Source organism: Acinetobacter sp. PW68 (assembly GCF_020982655.1).
GTDB classification, from domain to species: Bacteria; Pseudomonadota; Gammaproteobacteria; order Pseudomonadales; family Moraxellaceae; genus Acinetobacter; species Acinetobacter towneri_A.
On record NZ_JAHZSX010000001.1, the window covers coordinates 1175104 to 1192162 of the forward strand.

The window sequence follows — 17059 nt, forward strand, 5'->3', positions numbered from 1 at the left end:
TTAGGCCACCTGACCTAACGGGTTAATCTTATCATAGTACATTGCTTCAAACTCAAAAGGGGATACATAACCCAGTACACTGTGTACACGCTTTTTATTGAACCAATCTACCCAGTTTAGTGTCGCAAGTTGTACATCTGCTAAACCTTGCCAATCTGCTTTTAAATATTCAATCACCTCTGTTTTGTATAAGCCATTCACCGTTTCAGCCAAAGCATTATCGTATGAATCACCAGTCGTACCGACTGATGCTCGTAAATTTGCAGCTTCTAAACGATTGGTATAGCGAATAGAAAGATATTGAACACCTCTATCGGAATGATGAATCACATTCTTTGGCATGCCTCGATCGTGCAATGCTTGCTCCAATGCATCGAGCACCATATCTGTATTCATCCGTGTAGATACTTTCCATCCAACAATTGCTCGTGAGAACACATCAATAATAAAGGCGGTATAGACCCAGCCTGAATTTGTTTGAATATAGGTAAAGTCAGCAACCCACAAGTGATTAGGCTGATCAGCTCTAAAATTCCGTTTCACCAAGTCAGGTGCTCGTTTTTGGTCATCTCGGCTACGGGTGGTTTGTTTATTCTTACCACGCCAAACACCTTGTATACCTAGCTTTTTCATTAATCGAGCAACAGTACAGCGTGCAATAATATAGCCTTCACGTTTCAGTTTTTGCCAGACTTTACGTACACCATACCGACCTGAACTTTCCTTCCAAATTCGTTTAATCTCCTCAGCATGATGCAAGTCATGTAAATCTCGCTTTGCTCGATGTTCTGGATTTTCGCAGAGATCTAGAGTCCGGTAATAGGTTGAGGGTGCGATCGGTAAAATTCTACAAATCGCCTCGACTCCGTACAGCTCTTTATTATTATGGATAAAATCCACCATTATTTGTGTGGGCGGTCGAGCTCCGCCTGGGCGAAAAAAGCGGCTGCTTTACGTAGAATCTCATTGGCGCGTTGCAGTTCTTTATTTTCACGTTCGAGTTGTTTAATACGTTCTTGATCTGAAAGCTGCTGTACTTTAACTGGATTTAGTTTATCTAAATATTTTTGATACCAAACACGTAGTGTTTCAGGAGTACAACCTATCTTGGGAGCAATAGCGGTGATCGCAGCCCAATTCGATGGATAATCTTTTTCAGATTCAATCAATAATTGAACCGCTCTTTCTCTGATTTCAGGGGTATATTTTAATTTTGTCATCGGGATAGTCTCTCAGAATATTGACTCTCCGACAAACCCGGTACGGTTCAAGAGGAGACAAAGACTTAAACACGGTCAAAAAATATCTTACAAGAGCTACAGCATGAACCGTCTAGATCAAAAATTAGAGCAATTGAAACTGGAAAATCGAAGCGGTCTGGTCTGTTATTTTACTGCTGGAGATCCTAATTTTACAGAAAGTTGTCGTCTGTTAAGCCAATTGGGTCAAGCAGGGGCTGACATTATTGAAGTGGGTATTCCATTTTCTGATCCAGTGGCAGATGGAGAGATCATTCAGGCAGCGCATCTTAGGGCTTTAGATGCAGGTCAAACGGTAAAACAGACCATTGAGTTGGTAAAAGTAATCAGGCTACATGATGACCAGACACCAATAATTTTCATGACTTATTTAAATCCGATGATGCAATATGGTTTTGAGACACTTATCGCCGAAACAGAAAATCTTATAGAAGGAATATTGATTTTAGATGCTCCATATGGATATCGAGAAAAATTTGAGGTGCAATTAAATGAAAAAAATATGCATTTAATTGCAATGACCGCGCCGACGACTCCAGTTGAAAGGTTAGAGCAAATTTCAGCGCGCGCGACAGGGTTTTTATATCATGTTGCAGAAAATGGCTTAACAGGAGGAGACTTCAATCTATCTAATCTTGAGAAAAAGATTGCTGAAATCAAACCTATTTTTAATATTCCTGTTGCAATTGGCTTTGGAATCAAAAATGAAAACCACGTTAAAGCCTTAGCCAATAAAGTAGATCTTATTGTTATCGGTTCAGCGCTCGTCGACACTTTTTTTAATAAGGGAATGAATGCGACTTTAGAAAAAGTCACAGTTTTTTCGCAAATCCTGAGAGAAAATAAAGAATAAGCCAGCTTCTTTGATAGGTATTCTTTAAAACCATAATTGAATATAAAACAATATTTTATCTTGGCCTTCTCCCGTGAGGGAGATGGAACTTTATACGTGGATTTTTTTCTAAAAGTGATCGCTTTTTAAAAATCACTATTATCATATAGATGTGACATGCGTTTTTGCTTTGTTTCAAGATAAGCTTTGTTAAAGATATTTAAACCAACTTTTAAAGGAATACGTTCAACAACATTAATTCCTAAATCAGTTAAAGATTTAATTTTAAGGGGATTATTTGTAATGAGTTTTACATTCTTTATTTTTAAATAATCTAACATAATGGTACACATATCATATTTACGAGCATCTGCTGGTAAATTTAATAATAAATTGGCGTCAAGAGTATCATGTCCTTGGTCTTGAAGTGCGTAAGCTCGAATTTTATTGGTTAGTCCTATGCCGCGACCTTCTTGGCGCAAGTATAAGATCACACCTTGACCTGCATCATTAATCATTTTCATGGTTGAATGTAATTGGGGGCCACAATCACATTTGAGTGATCCAAAAGCGTCACCTGTTAAGCACTCTGAATGAATTCTAACGAGTACAGGTTGATTAGAAATAGTACCCATGCCTTTGGCAAGAGCTATATGTTCTTCACCAGTACTTTGGTCTTGAAATGCTATAATTTCAAAATCACCAAATGCAGTCGGTAGTTTTGATTTTGAAACAAACTCTATAGCCATTGAAGAATACACCTATATAAATTTATATTTGGTACAATTTACTTAATCTAACTTGAAAGCATTGGCTAATTTTTTTCAGTCATAAATTTCAGCATTTTACTTCCAAGTAAAGAGTATGTATTTAATAGTGAATTTTTTGTGAAATATTAAGTTGACAAAATAACTAACCAAGCAAAAAAAATTTAGTTAGCCGAGGCTTTGTTGCTTAAATATGTAAGCATCTGATTTAAATAAATTTAATTTTGGATCAAAAATAATCAAAAATTTTAAAATCATATAGTTATGAAATATTTGTGCAACAAAGCCGAACAGATGCCAAAATAATTGATCTGGTACAGCGTATTACACCAACAGGCTATACGCAGGCCATGAGCTTTTTGACAGGGAAAAAACGCCGTAAATAAAGACGTATTCACATGAAAGATGATTTTATTGTTTTAACCGAGTATACTAAATCGAGTAATTTTTAAATTAAAAAAAGCTTCCATTTCAATGCTAAAGCATTCCGTTAAATAAAATGATAAGGAGTCCTACATGAGTGGTTCTCATAACCATGATCACAGTCATGTTGAAGTGACTGCAAAAAATGCCAAGAAATTAACCATCGCACTTGCCCTGACGTTTACCTTCTTAATTGTAGAAGTGGTCGCAGGATTTATCACGCAAAGCTTAGCCTTATTGTCCGATGCAGCGCATATGTTTACCGATGCCGCTGCTTTAGCGATTGCTTTAGCAGCCATCAAAATTGGGCAAAAACCTGCCGATGATAAACGTACTTTTGGCTATCAACGGTTTGAAATCTTGGCAGCTTTGTTTAATGCCATGATGTTGTTTGTGGTAGCCATTTACATTTTATATGAAGCCTATCAGCGTTTTAGTCAGCCACCTGAAATTCAAAGCTTGGGCATGCTGATTGTTGCGGTTCTGGGTTTAATCATTAACCTGATTTCAATGAAGATTTTGGTGTCGAGCAGTCAAGACAGCTTAAATGTGAAAGGGGCTTATCTTGAAGTGCTCAGTGATGCCTTGGGCTCTGTGGGTGTGATCATTGGCGCACTGGTGATTTATTTCACAGGTTGGATGTGGGTAGATACCGTTATTGCGGTGTTGATTGGCTTTTGGGTCTTACCTAGAACTTGGGTGCTACTGAAACAAAGTATCAATATTTTGCTCGAAGGTGTACCAAGTGAAATTGATATCGAATCTTTACGCAATGATTTGCTGGCTTTAGAGGGTGTACAAGGTATTCACCAGCTTAAAGTTTGGGCCATTACCTCTAAGAATGTGCATTTAACAGCGCATTTGATTGCACCTGATGTAGATCAGAGAGCTTTATACCACCAAGCTGTGGAGTTATTGGGGCATGAGCATGGGATTACGCAAGTGACTTTGCAGATTGAAGAAGATGAATGCCATCCACACCAACATGAACATAGTCATTAAAAAAGACTTGACCTTAGACTTAGTCTAGGCTTTACAATACCGTCACTTTATTTCAGTACGACATTATGCGTTCTACCACGTGGATTAGCGTCTTAGTTGCTTTATTCATGTTCCAAAGTCTTTGGAACGTGGCGGCAGCTTTTTGCGTCCATGAAGAACAAAAAACTCAAGTCGTGACGCAACAAAATTTTCATTTTGGGCATCATCAAACCACCTTGTGTGTGTCTGATGATAAGGCACACCAGCAAAGCAGTGCCGATAGCCATACTCAAACGGCAAATGATCAGTTTGAATTGGGTGAAGACCATCAAGACCATCAAGATCATTTGCCTTCAATGGCACATTTGATTATTCCGAAAGAAATAAACTATCAAATGCCGCTCGCGTTTGAAGTTCGTGAGCGTCCGCAGTTTTTTTGGCACAATGCCTATCAAGCCCCTGATTTATTGGGGCAACATCCTCCTCCTGAACTTTCCCCGCTAATGGTGGGGTAGCCTAAAACATTTCCCACCACTTCTTCTAAAAATTAGTGGGAAAAAACATGTCGAATCAATTTAAGGCGTTTATACGCCAAGCCCTTGCTGTGGGCATAACAACAGCCGCGATGCAATGGAGTTTTGCCGAACCGATCAAGACTTTGGATGAAGCTTTAGCAAAAGTAGAGCGCTATCAAAACCAAAGCGACATTGGGCAACAGCGTCAAAGCATTTCAGAGCTGAACATCAAAAACAGTGGCCTATGGCAAAATCCTAGCTTAAATATCAATCAAGATGGTTTGGGTTCAAATACCAATCAAGAGCTCAGTATTGCCATCAGTCAGCCCTTAGATGTTTTTGGACAGCGTAAGCTTAATCAAAAACTCGCAGAAACAGCGCACCAACAAGGACAGTTACAACAACAACTGTGGACAGCACAAAGCCAATTGGTGGTGAAATTTGCATGGTCTCAGTTGGCTTTGGCACAAGTTGAAAAATCGCTGTACGCAGCACAACTCAAAGTGAGTCAAAACAATTTAGACAGTGCCAAAAAACGTTATCAGGCGGGCAGTATTGCTTTGGTTGACTATGAACGTGCGCAAATCGAAAGTTTGGATATGCAGCGCTTATACCAACAAGCGGTACTGTCAGAACAAGTAGCACAGCGTCAACTCTCAAACCTTTGGGGCGAAACCAAAGCCGATATTCAACTCAATGCGACCTCAATGCCATGGCCAGATCAAAGCGATGCCACAGTACAGCGCTATATTGCTGAAGGTTGGTTGGAAAAGCTATATGCACTGAACATTCAACAGTCCAATTTAAACATTGAAAGTTTAAAAGTGCAGGCACGTCCCAATCCGACCTTAAATGTCGGCATGAAACGGAGCCAAGCACCGAATGAAAGTAGCGATACCACATTAGGTGTCGGCGTGGATATTCCGCTGAATATTTTTAACCGTCAGCAATACAGCATTCCGATGGCCCAGCGTCAGCAAAGCCTGTTGAATCAGCAGCAACAGCGTGAGTTAAAACAGCAGATTTTAGATATCGCCAATGCCATGCATGAACTCAAAGGACTAAATAAACAGTTTAGTTCGATGAGTCAACAAACGTCTTTGGCAGAACAAGTGCAAGTCCGCACGCTGCAAGGTTTTAAAGCGGGAAAGCTGTCCATTACCGACATTCAACAAGCCAACTTACAGCTGCAAAGCATACGCCTTGGGCAGTTGCAGTTATTACGTCAAGCTTGGCAGACTGCATTGAGCGCAGAAGCACTCAGCCTCGGTACCAGCTATGAACAGATCAGTAGTTCAGATGCTTATAGCCAAATCAATAAAAATTCAATCGCACAAATACAAGACCTCATCCTTGGCGGAGCACAATAATATGCAACTAAAAAACCAATTTGGAAAAATATCACAGCCATTGATGATTGGGCTTTTGCTCCTCATTACATTTCTCATCGCTGTTGGAATTTGGTTTAGCTCGAAAGATACAACCACTGATGAACATGCGCATGAAGAATCTGAACATTCGGATGAGCCCGAGGCCGAAAAAGGACATGCTGAAGAAGGCGAAATTCAACTAACAGCGCAGCAACTGACAGAGCAAGGCATTCAAATCGCTTCAGCTCAACAAGGTGTGGTGTCTCAAGTTACCGTTCTACCCGGAAAGCTTGTGGTCAATACCGATCAGCAAGCACACATTTCGCCAAACTTTGGTGGGCATGTGGAACAGGTGAATGTTGAACTTGGTCAAAACGTACAAAAAGGACAAACCTTAGCTGTACTGTCTGTCCCTGAACTGATTGATCAACAAGCCAATTTGCGGATGGCTCAAGCCAGTTTGGATTTGGCACGTCAAGATTATCAACGTGAACAGCAGTTATGGTCACAGGGCATTTCTGCCAAGCAAGACTACCAACGGGCAGAAAATGCTTACCGACAAGCGCAGATTACTGTGCAATCGGTGCAAAGCCGTTTAAACGCCCTAGGGGCAACAGGTGGAGTAAATGGTCGTTTTGCCATCAAAGCCCCCATTTCAGGTGTGATTAGCCAAAAAGATATCGTGGTGGGTGAAAACGTACAATTGGCCGATCAGCTTTTTGTGATTGAACAATTTAAAGAGTTATGGCTTGAGTTTAATCTGCCTGCTCAGTACTCAGGTCAGTTACAAGCCAATCAGAGTCTGACATTTAAGCCGAATGCTTCTGAGCAAAAATATGAAGCCGTCATTCAAAGCTTAACTTCTCAAGCCGATGCACAAACAGGACGTTTGGTGGTACGTGCTAAATTAAAAAGCCAAGCGGCTGAACTACGTCCAAATGTTTTGGTGAATATCTTTTTAGACAATACCAGTTCCAAAACAGCACTTCGCGTCCATAAAAGTGCTATTCAAAACATAGAAGGTCAAACTTCGGTATTTGTGGTCGACGCTGAACAAAAAGGACAAGTGCATTTGAAAGCGCAGCCCGTTCAACTTGGGCAAGCTTCAAATGACGCTCAATGGGTAGAAGTGATTTCAGGCCTAACAGCAGGACAACGCTATGTCAGTCAAGGCAGCTTTGTCCTTAAGTCTGAACTAGAAAAAGGCGAGGCTGATCATGCACACTAATCATGATTTACCCAAGCCTGAGGGTTTGTTTGAACGAATTATTCAGTTCTCTATTCAAAATGCAATTTGGGTCATGCTCTTTGTATGCACGTGGATCGCGGTCGGGGTTTATAGCTATCAAAAACTGCCGATCGATGCAGTGCCCGATATTACCAATACGCAAGTACAAATTAATACCCAAGCCAATGGTTTTACCGCACTGGAGGTTGAGCAGCGGATTACCTATCCAATTGAAACTGCAATGGCGGGTATTCCAGATTTACAGTTGACTCGTTCGATTTCACGTTATGGTTTGTCGCAAGTCACCATCGTATTTGAGGATGGCACAGACATCTATTGGGCACGTCAGCAGATTAATCAACGAGTACAAGAGGTCAAAGCAGATTTACCCAGTGATGTTTCTCCAACCATGTCGCCAGTTTCGACGGGTTTAGGTGAAATTTATCAATGGGTCATTAAAGCCGAATCGAATGCCAAAAAAGCGGATGGTACGGCTTATAGCGCGATGGACTTGCGGGAGATCCAAGATTGGATCGTTCGTCCACAATTGCAACGTGTTGCGGGGGTTGCCGAGGTCAACAGTATTGGCGGGTTTAATAAAACCTATGTCGTTGCTCCTGACTTAAACCGTATGCAACAGTTAAATATTTCATTAAGTCAACTGCAAACCGCTTTACAGGAAAATAATGAAAACCGTGGCGCAGGCTATATTGAGGAAAATGGTCAGCAGCTCACAGTGCGTGTTCCAGGGACACTCAACAGTCTTGCAGATATTGAAAATACAACGGTTGCCAGCCCAAATGGGAACCCCATTCGTGTCGCGGATATTGCGCAGGTTTCAATTGATCATGACCTCCGAACAGGAGGCGCAACCTATAACGGCGAAGAAACTGTACTCGGCATCGCTATGATGATGATGGGGGAAAACAGCCGAACGGTGTCTAAAGCTGTAGATGCCAAAATTCAAGAGGTGCAAAGCAGTTTACCGCAAGGTGTCACAATAGAAACGGTTTATGACCGTACCACTTTGGTGGAAAAAGCCATTAAAACGGTACAAAAGAACTTGGTCGAAGGCGCAATCTTGGTGATTGTGATCCTCTTTTTATTCTTGGGTAATATTCGTGCGGCGTTAATTACGGCCTGCGTAATTCCGCTGTCTATGCTGTTTACTTTAACAGGTATGGCACAGCAGAACATCAGTGCCAACCTGATGAGTTTAGGGGCATTGGATTTCGGGATTATTGTCGACGGTGCAGTGGTAATTGTTGAAAACTGTATTCGCCGTTTAGCCCATGCCCAGCAGTTACTCAAACGACCGTTGACTCAGTCGGAACGTTTTAAAGAAGTGTTTTTGGCAGCGCGTCAAGCCCGCCGTCCACTCATTTTTGGTCAGCTGATTATTTTAGTGGTGTATTTACCGATTTTTGCACTGACTGGTGTAGAAGCAAAAATGTTCCACCCAATGGCTTTGACTGTTGTACTTGCACTCGTTGCAGCCATTATTTTGTCGATCAGCTTTGTACCTGCGGCTGTTGCACTCTTTGTTAAAGGTGACATCCAAGAAACTGAAAGCCGTTGGATGCTGTGGCTAAAAAATCGTTATCAGCAGGTATTGGACTGTGCCTATCAGTATAAAGCAGTTGTTTTAACCTTTGCACTGTGCTTGTTGATGTTGACAGGATTACTTGCAACACGTATCGGCAGTGAGTTTGCACCGCAACTAAGTGAAGGTGACTTTGCTGTACAGCAACTACGCTCTCCAAGCACAGGTCTAGAAGAATCACTTCGTATTCAGGAAAATACGGAAAAGCTACTTCTGAAAAAATTCCCTGAAATACACGCTATTTTTGCGCGAACAGGCACGGCTGAAGTGGCGACCGATGTAATGCCTCCGAATATTTCAGATGGTTATGTCATGTTGAAACCCCGTGATGCATGGCCAAACCCGAAAGAAACATTGGATGAACTGCGTAGCCGTATGCAGGCGTATTTAGCGACATTGCCCGGTAACAACAGTGAGTTTTCTCAGCCAATTGAACTGCGTTTCAATGAGTTAATATCGGGTGTACGTAGTGATGTCGGTGTCAAAATCTTTGGCGATGACATGCAAGTGTTAAATGCGGAAGCTGAAAAAATCAGTAAATTGATTCAACAGGTTTCAGGCAGTACCGCCGTTAAAGTTGAACAAACGTCGGGTTTACCTTTGCTCAATGTGGAAATTGATAAAAGCTTGGCGGCTCAATACGGCCTAAGTGTCAAAACCATACAAGACTATGTGTCAGCAAGCATTGGCGGACAAAATGTCGGTGAAATTTTACAGGGCGACCGCCGTTTTGACTTTGTGATTCGACTCAGTGAGCAAGATCGTAGTGTCAATGGGATTGCGCAACTGCCAATACAGCTTCCAAATGGTGGCAGCATTCTGCTCACCGATATTGCCACTGTAAAAATGATGGATGGCATTAACCAAGTCAGCCGTGAAAATGGCAAACGTCGTGTGATTGTCACGGCGAATGTGGAAGGGCGTGATTTGGGCTCTTTTGTCACAGAGCTACAAAATCAGCTTAAGCAATATCCGTTACCAAGTGGATACTGGATTGAGTATGGTGGTCAATTTGAAAACTTGGCCTCAGCGCAGGCTCGAATGCAGATTGTGATTCCACTGGCATTATTGACGATCTTTATTTTGCTGATGGCCGTTTTCCATAACATCAAAGAAAGCTTGCTGGTCTTCACTGGCGTTCCATTTGCCCTAACTGGTGGTGTGCTTTTCTTGTGGTTAAGAGACATTCCTTTGTCAATGTCGGCGGGTATTGGTTTCATTGCCTTGTCTGGGGTTGCCGTCTTAAATGGTTTGGTCATGCTGACCTTCATTAAAGAGCTAAGAGGGCAATACCGCTTACATGAAGCCGTTTGGCAGGGAGCGATTTTGCGATTAAGGCCTGTTTTAATGACCGCTTGTGTAGCGTCCTTAGGTTTTGTCCCAATGGCGCTTGCTACGGGCACAGGGGCAGAGGTCCAACGTCCACTGGCGACCGTGGTGATTGGTGGAATTATTTCTTCGACGTTATTGACCTTGGTGCTATTACCAGTATTGTATCGTTGGATGAATGCAAAAAAAGAAACGAAAGTTTAATCCCTTAATCAGTTGAAGTATGAGGAGGTAAAATAGTCTCCTCATGCTTGAGTGTGAGAAAATTATGCAGATGAACGGGCTTGATAAAAACCTGCATCGGAACGAGCTAGTGCTGGTAGTCCACGAATTTGATCGGCAATTTTCTCAGCCATCATAATCGTTGTAGCATTCAAATTCCCTGTGATAATTAACGGCATAATAGAGGCATCAACCACACGTAAATTGTGCAGACCATGCACACGCCCTTGACCATCGACCACGGCCATTTCATCTTCGCCCATTTTGCAACTACAAGAAGGGTGGTAGGCCGTTTCAGCATGATTGCGTACGAAGTCATCCAATTCTGCATCACTGCTTAAATGTTTACCCGGACTAATTTCTTCACCGCGATAAGGATCTAATGCAGGTTGTTGCATGATTTCACGTGTAATCCGAATAGCATCGCGGAATTCGCGCCAATCTTGCTCTGTAGACATATAGTTGAACAGAATACTTGGATGTTCAAATGGATCTTTAGATTTTAGTTTGATGCGTCCACGCGAGGGTGAGCGCATAGAACCGACGTGGGCTTGAAAGCCATGTTCTTTGACTGCGTTGCTACCATTGTAGTTAATCGCAACAGGTAGGAAATGAAACTGAATATTGGGCCAAGAAAATTCATCGGAAGAGCGAATAAACCCCCCTGCTTCAAATTGGTTGCTGGCGCCAATCCCAGTTCCATTGAATAACCATTCGGCACCAATGGCAGGCTGGTTGTACCATTTCAAGGCGGGGTAGAGCGAAACAGGTTTTATGCATTTATATTGCAGATACATTTCCAGATGGTCTTGTAAATTTTCCCCGACACCAGGTAAATCATGGACAAGTTCAATATCTAGATCACGCAATAACTCGCTAGAGCCTACACCTGAACGTTGTAAAATTTGTGGAGATGCAATTGCGCCTGCACAGAGCAAAACTTCTTTATTCGCATAGACCTGATGTAACTGTTGCCGATTTGCACCTTGCAGGTATTCCACCCCAATTGCTTGTTTGCCACTAAACAGAATTTTATGGGTGGTGGCATGCGTCATGATGGTCAAGTTGGGGCGCTGCTTTGCCATATCCAGATATCCGCGGGCTGTACTGGCGCGTCGACCCTTGGGCGTGACGGTTCGATCCATAGGACCAAAACCTTCTTGTTGATAGCCGTTTAAGTCATCTGTACGTGGATAACCTGCTTGTACGCCAGCTTCTACCATCGCATGAAACAGCTTATTATTATTGGCTTTCGGTGTAGCAACACTTACAGGTCCATGATCACCATGATAGTCGTTGGCGCCAATATCACGACTTTCTGCTTTGCGGTAGTACGGCAGGCAATCGGCATAGCTCCAGTTTTCCAAACCTTTTAAAGTCGACCATTGTTCTAAGTCCATGGCATTGCCACGGATATAGCACATGCCATTAATGAGTGACGATCCACCCAAACCTTTGCCGCGTCCACATTCCATGCGACGGTTATTCATATGCGGTTCGGGGTCAGTTAAATAAGCCCAGTTATAACGTCGCCCTTGCAGTGGATAAGCCAGTGCAGCAGGCATTTGAGTACGAAAATCGAGTCGGTAGTCAGGTCCGCCTGCTTCTAGTAATAAAACAGAGACATCGGCATCTTCGGTTAAACGAGCGGCAAGAACATTGCCCGCAGAGCCTGCGCCAATAATAATATAATCGTAGTGAGTAGAATGCATAATGATCCTTTTTCTATGGCAGTACCACGCCCGATTAGAGCGTGGCGACATGTTGAGTTGAGGATGTAAAAACAGAAAAACAAAGAATAACGGTCAGTATTTAGCGTTTAGAAAATACTGTGATAATCGCCCAATTCGACTTGAATGGATTTAATGCGGGTATAATGTTGCAAAGTAGACAAACCGTTTTCACGTCCCACACCCGATTGCTTATAGCCCCCGACAGGCATTTCAGCAGGGGATTCGCCCCAAGTGTTAACCCAGCAAATGCCCGCTTCAAGTTGGTGAATAATGCGGTGTGCCTGCGAGATATCTTGTGTTACAACCCCTGCTGCTAGACCATAAGGGGTCTGGTTAGCACGTTGAATGACTTCTTCGATGCTGTCATAAGTCAAAAGACTCATAACAGGTCCAAATATTTCATCTTGTACAATTCGCATGTCGTCATGACAGTCTGTAAAAACAGTTGGCATGACATAAGCGCCCTGAGCCAGTTCCGCAGAGGTCGCTCGTTCACCCCCAATTAAAAGTGTCGCACCTTGCTGTTTGCCCAATTCAATATAAGACAAGACTTTTTCCATATGCGGGAAACTGGTGAGCGGACCAAAATTGGTTTCTGCCAACATTGGGTCACCTACACGAATACGTTTAACACGTTCGAGTACAGCCTGTTCAAACTCGACTTTTAGGTGGCGCGGTATAAAGACACGCGTACCGTTAGTGCACACCTGACCCGAACTAAAGAAATTTGCCATCACTGCAATGTCCGCAGCGCGGTCAAGAGGAGCATCAGAGCAAATGATCAGTGGAGACTTGCCGCCGAGTTCCATGGTAATTTCTTTTAAACTAGATGCAGCAGCACTGGACATGACTTTTTTGCCTGTTTCCACCCCACCTGTAAAGGAAATTTTGGCAATTTCTGGATGTTCAGTCAGCCATTGACCGACTTCTTGTCCAAGCCCTTGAACCACGTTAAAGACCCCAGCAGGCAAACCCGCTTCGGTATAAATTTCAGCCAACTTAAAGGCCGTCAGTGGCGTAATTTCACTGGGTTTGAAAATCATGGCATTCCCCGCAGCTAAGGCAGGTGCAGATTTCCACAGCGCAATTTGAATAGGGTAGTTCCATGCGCCTATACCCGCGACAACGCCCAAGGGTTCGCGACGGGTATAGAAAAAACTACTTTCACGCAGGGGTACTTGTTCGCCCTGAATCGCAGTTGCAAGACCTGCATAATATTCGAGAACATCCGCGCCAGTTACAATATCGACACTAGAGGTTTCGCTGTATGCTTTACCCGTATCGAGCGTTTCTAGACGGGCAAGCTCATCATTACGTTTACGTAAAATATCCACGGCACGCAGCAGAATACGTGCCCGTTCAACAGCCGTCATGGCGGCCCAAACTTGTTGCCCTTGTTGGGCACTTTTAACCGCCGCATCTACATCGGCTTGACTTGCTTGCTGCACGCTCGCAAGGATTTGACCTGTAGCAGGGTTAATCGTATCGAAGGTTTTACCACTAGTGGCATTGACATACTGTCCATGGATATACAATTGATGTAATTGTGCATCATTCATTTTGCTGTTCCTGCCGTATCTGTTGTATTAAGCGAAGTTGCATATCGACATAGTCGTATGCAATAGAACGTGCCAAGTCACGATCAAATGCTTGATGACCACTTAAACTGCCGCGTAACCAAAGACCATCAATCAAAGCAGCAAGCCCTTTGGCGATATGGCTGGCTTTGTCTTTAGGCATCATCTGCAGTAAATGAAATTTTAAATTTGAATAAAGCCGTTGGTCATTTATTCGCTGCAAGCGACCTAAATCGGGCATGTGCATGCTGGCGGACCAAAAATCTAACCAGACACGCATCGCTGTTTGATTCACCTGACTGATGTCAAAGTTGGCATCAATAATTGCCTTAAGTAAATTTTCTGGTGTGGGCTGACTAACTTTGGCTTTATAGGTTGCCGCAGTTTCACGTAAGACAAAGAGCATTTGTCGCATACAGCTTTCAATCAAACCCTGCTTATCACCAAAATAATGACTCACAATGCCTGTAGAAAGTTGGGCTTTTTTTGCAATCTGAGCAATAGTGGTATTGGATAAACCCACCTCGTAAATGACCTCATAGGCTGCGCGAATGATTTCTTCACGACGTTCATGCTCAGGTTTAACTCTACGTTTATTCATGATAATCCAGAAAATTTACCTTAGATTTAAAGGTGTTAGATTCAATTATTGACATGGAAAACATCATAGCATTTTTTTATGATACTTTTAATTGATTGAACGTTCAATCAATTAAAAGTATCATGTTGTTTAAATTGAATGCAGCTTTGCAAAGTTTGTTCTCAATTTTTTAAGTATTAATGCTTATTTATCATATGGATAGATTTGTAGTTGGTTTTGGTGAACCTGTGGCAGAGTACGCGCATTTTTTTATGTTCTTGCTTGAAACATCGGATACAACACCTAAAAGCTTCTACAAAAATTGAGTTTAAGGAGAAGAACAGTTTATTTATGTCGTTCTCATGTTGGAATTGGTTGTGTAAGCAGGGCAAATTTAGGGAATTTGTTACACTGCCACATATCTTTATATTCTGGCTAAACATTCGGTTACACGAAGATAGCATTTTTGTCGGAGACAAAAGTACTGTCGTATAGCACTTATCGATTTTTAAGCTCTCGACAGCGAGAAGTTTAAAAATTGATTTTCAACTTATATTTACTTCCTTGAGGATTGTATGGCAACAGATAATCCAAGAGCAGTTGATGATCAAACATTAGCACCAAAAGACCGTTTAAATGGTGTGGTCTTTTATATTTCAGCTCTCATTATTTTAATTTTTTCAATTACCACCATTTTGTTCAATGACTTCGCCAATCAAACGCTGAATGCAGTTTTGGCATGGGTCAGTTCCACCTTCAGTTGGTACTATTTACTGGCTGCCACACTGTATATGGTGTTTGTGATTTTTATTGCCTGTTCACGCTATGGTGATATTAAGCTTGGCCCCAAACATTCTAAACCCGAATTTAGTTTACTCAGTTGGTCTGCCATGCTGTTTTCAGCAGGGATTGGTATCGATTTGATGTTCTTCTCAGTCGCTGAACCTTTATCCCATTATATGCATCCACCAGTAGGTGAAGGGCAGACCTTTGAAGCTGCACGCCAGAGTATGGTCTGGACTTTATTCCATTATGGCCTGACAGGATGGTGCATGTACGCCTTGATTGGCATGGCATTGGGATATTTCAGCTATCGTTACAATTTGCCACTCACCATCCGTTCCGCGCTTTATCCGATTTTTGGTCAAAAAATTCATGGTCCGATTGGACATAGTGTGGATACTGCCGCGGTGATTGGGACGATTTTCGGTATTGCGACCACCTGCGGTATTGGTGTCGTGCAACTGAATTACGGTTTACATGTACTGTTCGATTTACCTGAAAATCTGTGGATGCAGGCAGCCCTAATTGGTGTTGCTGTGGTGATGACCATTATTTCAGTGACTTCGGGTGTAAATAAAGGTCTGCGCATACTCTCAGAAGTAAATATTTATGTATCCGTGGGTTTGATGCTGTTTATTTTATTCCTCGGCAATACTGAATTTTTGCTGAATACTTTTGTACAAAATATTGGTGATTATATTAGCCGTTTCCCAAGTATGACATTGGAAAGTTTTGCCTTTCAGCAACCTAAAGAATGGATGAACAGTTGGACGCTATTCTTTTGGGCTTGGTGGGTAGCTTGGTCGCCTTTTGTGGGACTCTTTCTTGCACGTATTTCTCGTGGGCGTACCATTCGTGAGTTTGTCAGTGGTACCTTAATCATTCCGTTAATTTTTACCCTAACGTGGCTGTCAATTTTCGGAAATAGTGCATTACACAATGTGATTTTTGATGGAAATCTGGCATTGGCTCAAACCGTCATTGCCAATCCAGCACACGGTTTCTACGACTTGTTGGCTCAATATCCGTATTTTCCTTTTATTGCAGGCATCGCAACCATTACAGGGTTGTTGTTTTATGTGACTTCAGCCGATTCAGGTGCATTGGTCTTAGGGAATTTCACCACACAATTTACCAATGTCGACCATGATGCACCACGCTGGCTCAGTGTATTTTGGGCTATTGCCATTGGCTTGCTGACCTTGGCTATGTTGATGACTAATGGGATTACTGCTTTGCAAAATGCAACTATTATCATGGGGTTGCCTTTTAGTTTTGTTATGTTCTTGGTGATGGCAGGTTTATATAAATCTTTAAGACTTGAAGATTATCGACAAGCCAGTAGCAGTTTGAATGCAGCACCTGTGGTGGGTAATGTAGATATTCTGAACTGGAAAAAACGCTTGTCACGGGTTATGCATCATCCAGGAACCAGCGATACCAAACGCATGTTGGATGAAATATGCCGCCCCGCCGTGCTAGCCGTTGCGGAAGAAATGCAAAAAAGAGGCGTGAATATTGACGTTCAGGAAAGTGCATTAGAGCAAGATCCAACTTTATATCATTTAGATTTGATTATTCATCTGGAAGAAGAACAGAACTTTGTTTATCAAATCTGGCCAGTACGTTATATCGCACCCACATTTAGTGAACGTGGTAAGTTGGGTAAACGGTTTTATTTTCGTTTGGAAACCTATCTTTATGAAGGTTCACAAGGTAATGATTTGGTTGGTTACACCAAAGAGCAAGTTATTAATGACATTCTAGACAGATACGAACGGCATATGACCTTCTTACATATAAACCGAATCAGTCCTGGAAATCGTCCGTTATTTCCAGACCCACAAAGCTAATCAG

12 protein-coding genes and 1 other annotated feature are annotated in these 17059 nt (G+C 42.3%); of the genes, 7 read left to right on the forward strand and 5 right to left on the reverse strand.

What is annotated here, in order from left to right:
* A protein-coding gene (locus K1T76_RS05580) for an IS3 family transposase (RefSeq protein WP_230244509.1) occupies nt 1-1220 on the reverse strand; the annotation gives its coding sequence in 2 pieces (ribosomal slippage) (nt 1-944 and nt 944-1220; 1221 coding nt in all).
* Nucleotides 829-945 (reverse strand) — a sequence feature (AL1L pseudoknot). Its footprint overlaps the gene before it by 117 nt.
* Before the next feature lie 103 nt (nt 1221-1323).
* Between K1T76_RS05580 and trpA the strand changes: the two genes are divergently transcribed.
* The gene (trpA, locus tag K1T76_RS05585) at nt 1324-2112 is read left to right on the forward strand and encodes a tryptophan synthase subunit alpha (RefSeq protein WP_230244511.1); all 789 of its coding nucleotides are present in this window, start codon (nt 1324-1326) and stop codon (nt 2110-2112) included.
* Between the two features lie 125 nt (nt 2113-2237).
* Here the strand turns inward: trpA and ribA are convergent, their stop codons facing one another.
* Entirely contained in the window at nt 2238-2840 is a 603-nt protein-coding gene (ribA, locus tag K1T76_RS05590) for a GTP cyclohydrolase II (RefSeq protein ID WP_004976959.1), read from the reverse strand.
* Nucleotides 2841-3374: 534 nt separating this feature from the next.
* On the opposite strand from ribA, the gene K1T76_RS05595 reads away from it, so the two are divergent.
* From K1T76_RS05595 to K1T76_RS05615, 5 genes are all read left to right on the forward strand, one after another.
* Entirely contained in the window at nt 3375-4283 is a 909-nt protein-coding gene (locus K1T76_RS05595; protein WP_125273849.1) for a cation diffusion facilitator family transporter, read from the forward strand.
* 65 nt (nt 4284-4348) lie between these two features.
* Nucleotides 4349-4777, forward strand: a complete 429-nt coding sequence (locus tag K1T76_RS05600) for a cation efflux protein, CzcI-like (protein ID WP_004693170.1) — start codon at nt 4349-4351, stop codon at nt 4775-4777.
* A gap of 47 nt (nt 4778-4824) precedes the next feature.
* Nucleotides 4825-6147, forward strand: coding sequence for a TolC family protein (locus K1T76_RS05605; protein WP_230244513.1), 1323 nt, complete (start codon nt 4825-4827; stop codon nt 6145-6147).
* A 1-nt stretch (nt 6148) separates the two neighbouring features.
* On the forward strand, nt 6149-7375 hold the full coding sequence (locus K1T76_RS05610; protein WP_183173341.1) for an efflux RND transporter periplasmic adaptor subunit: 1227 nt from the start codon (nt 6149-6151) through the stop codon (nt 7373-7375).
* Nucleotides 7365-10511 carry an efflux RND transporter permease subunit gene (locus tag K1T76_RS05615; RefSeq protein ID WP_230244515.1) on the forward strand — a complete coding sequence of 1049 codons (3147 nt, stop codon included), beginning with the start codon at nt 7365-7367 and terminating at the stop codon, nt 10509-10511. Before K1T76_RS05610 ends, K1T76_RS05615 begins: the two co-directional genes overlap by 11 nt.
* Nucleotides 10512-10573: 62 nt before the next feature.
* Here K1T76_RS05615 and betA read toward each other — a convergent pair whose 3' ends face one another.
* From betA to betI, 3 genes are all read right to left on the reverse strand, one after another.
* Nucleotides 10574-12241, reverse strand: coding sequence for a choline dehydrogenase (betA, locus tag K1T76_RS05620; RefSeq protein WP_230244517.1), 1668 nt, complete (start codon nt 12239-12241; stop codon nt 10574-10576).
* Nucleotides 12242-12348: 107 nt separating this feature from the next.
* Nucleotides 12349-13821 carry a betaine-aldehyde dehydrogenase gene (betB, locus tag K1T76_RS05625; protein WP_230244519.1) on the reverse strand — a complete coding sequence of 491 codons (1473 nt, stop codon included), beginning with the start codon at nt 13819-13821 and terminating at the stop codon, nt 12349-12351.
* Complete coding sequence (gene betI / locus K1T76_RS05630; protein WP_004976938.1) at nt 13814-14440, reverse strand: transcriptional regulator BetI; 627 nt, start codon at nt 14438-14440, stop codon at nt 13814-13816. Before betI ends, betB begins: the two co-directional genes overlap by 8 nt.
* A 554-nt stretch (nt 14441-14994) precedes the next feature.
* Between betI and K1T76_RS05635 the strand changes: the two genes are divergently transcribed.
* A complete protein-coding gene (locus K1T76_RS05635; RefSeq protein WP_230244521.1) occupies nt 14995-17055 on the forward strand; it encodes a choline transporter in 2061 nt (686 codons plus the stop codon).
* Nucleotides 17056-17059 lie beyond the last annotated feature (4 nt).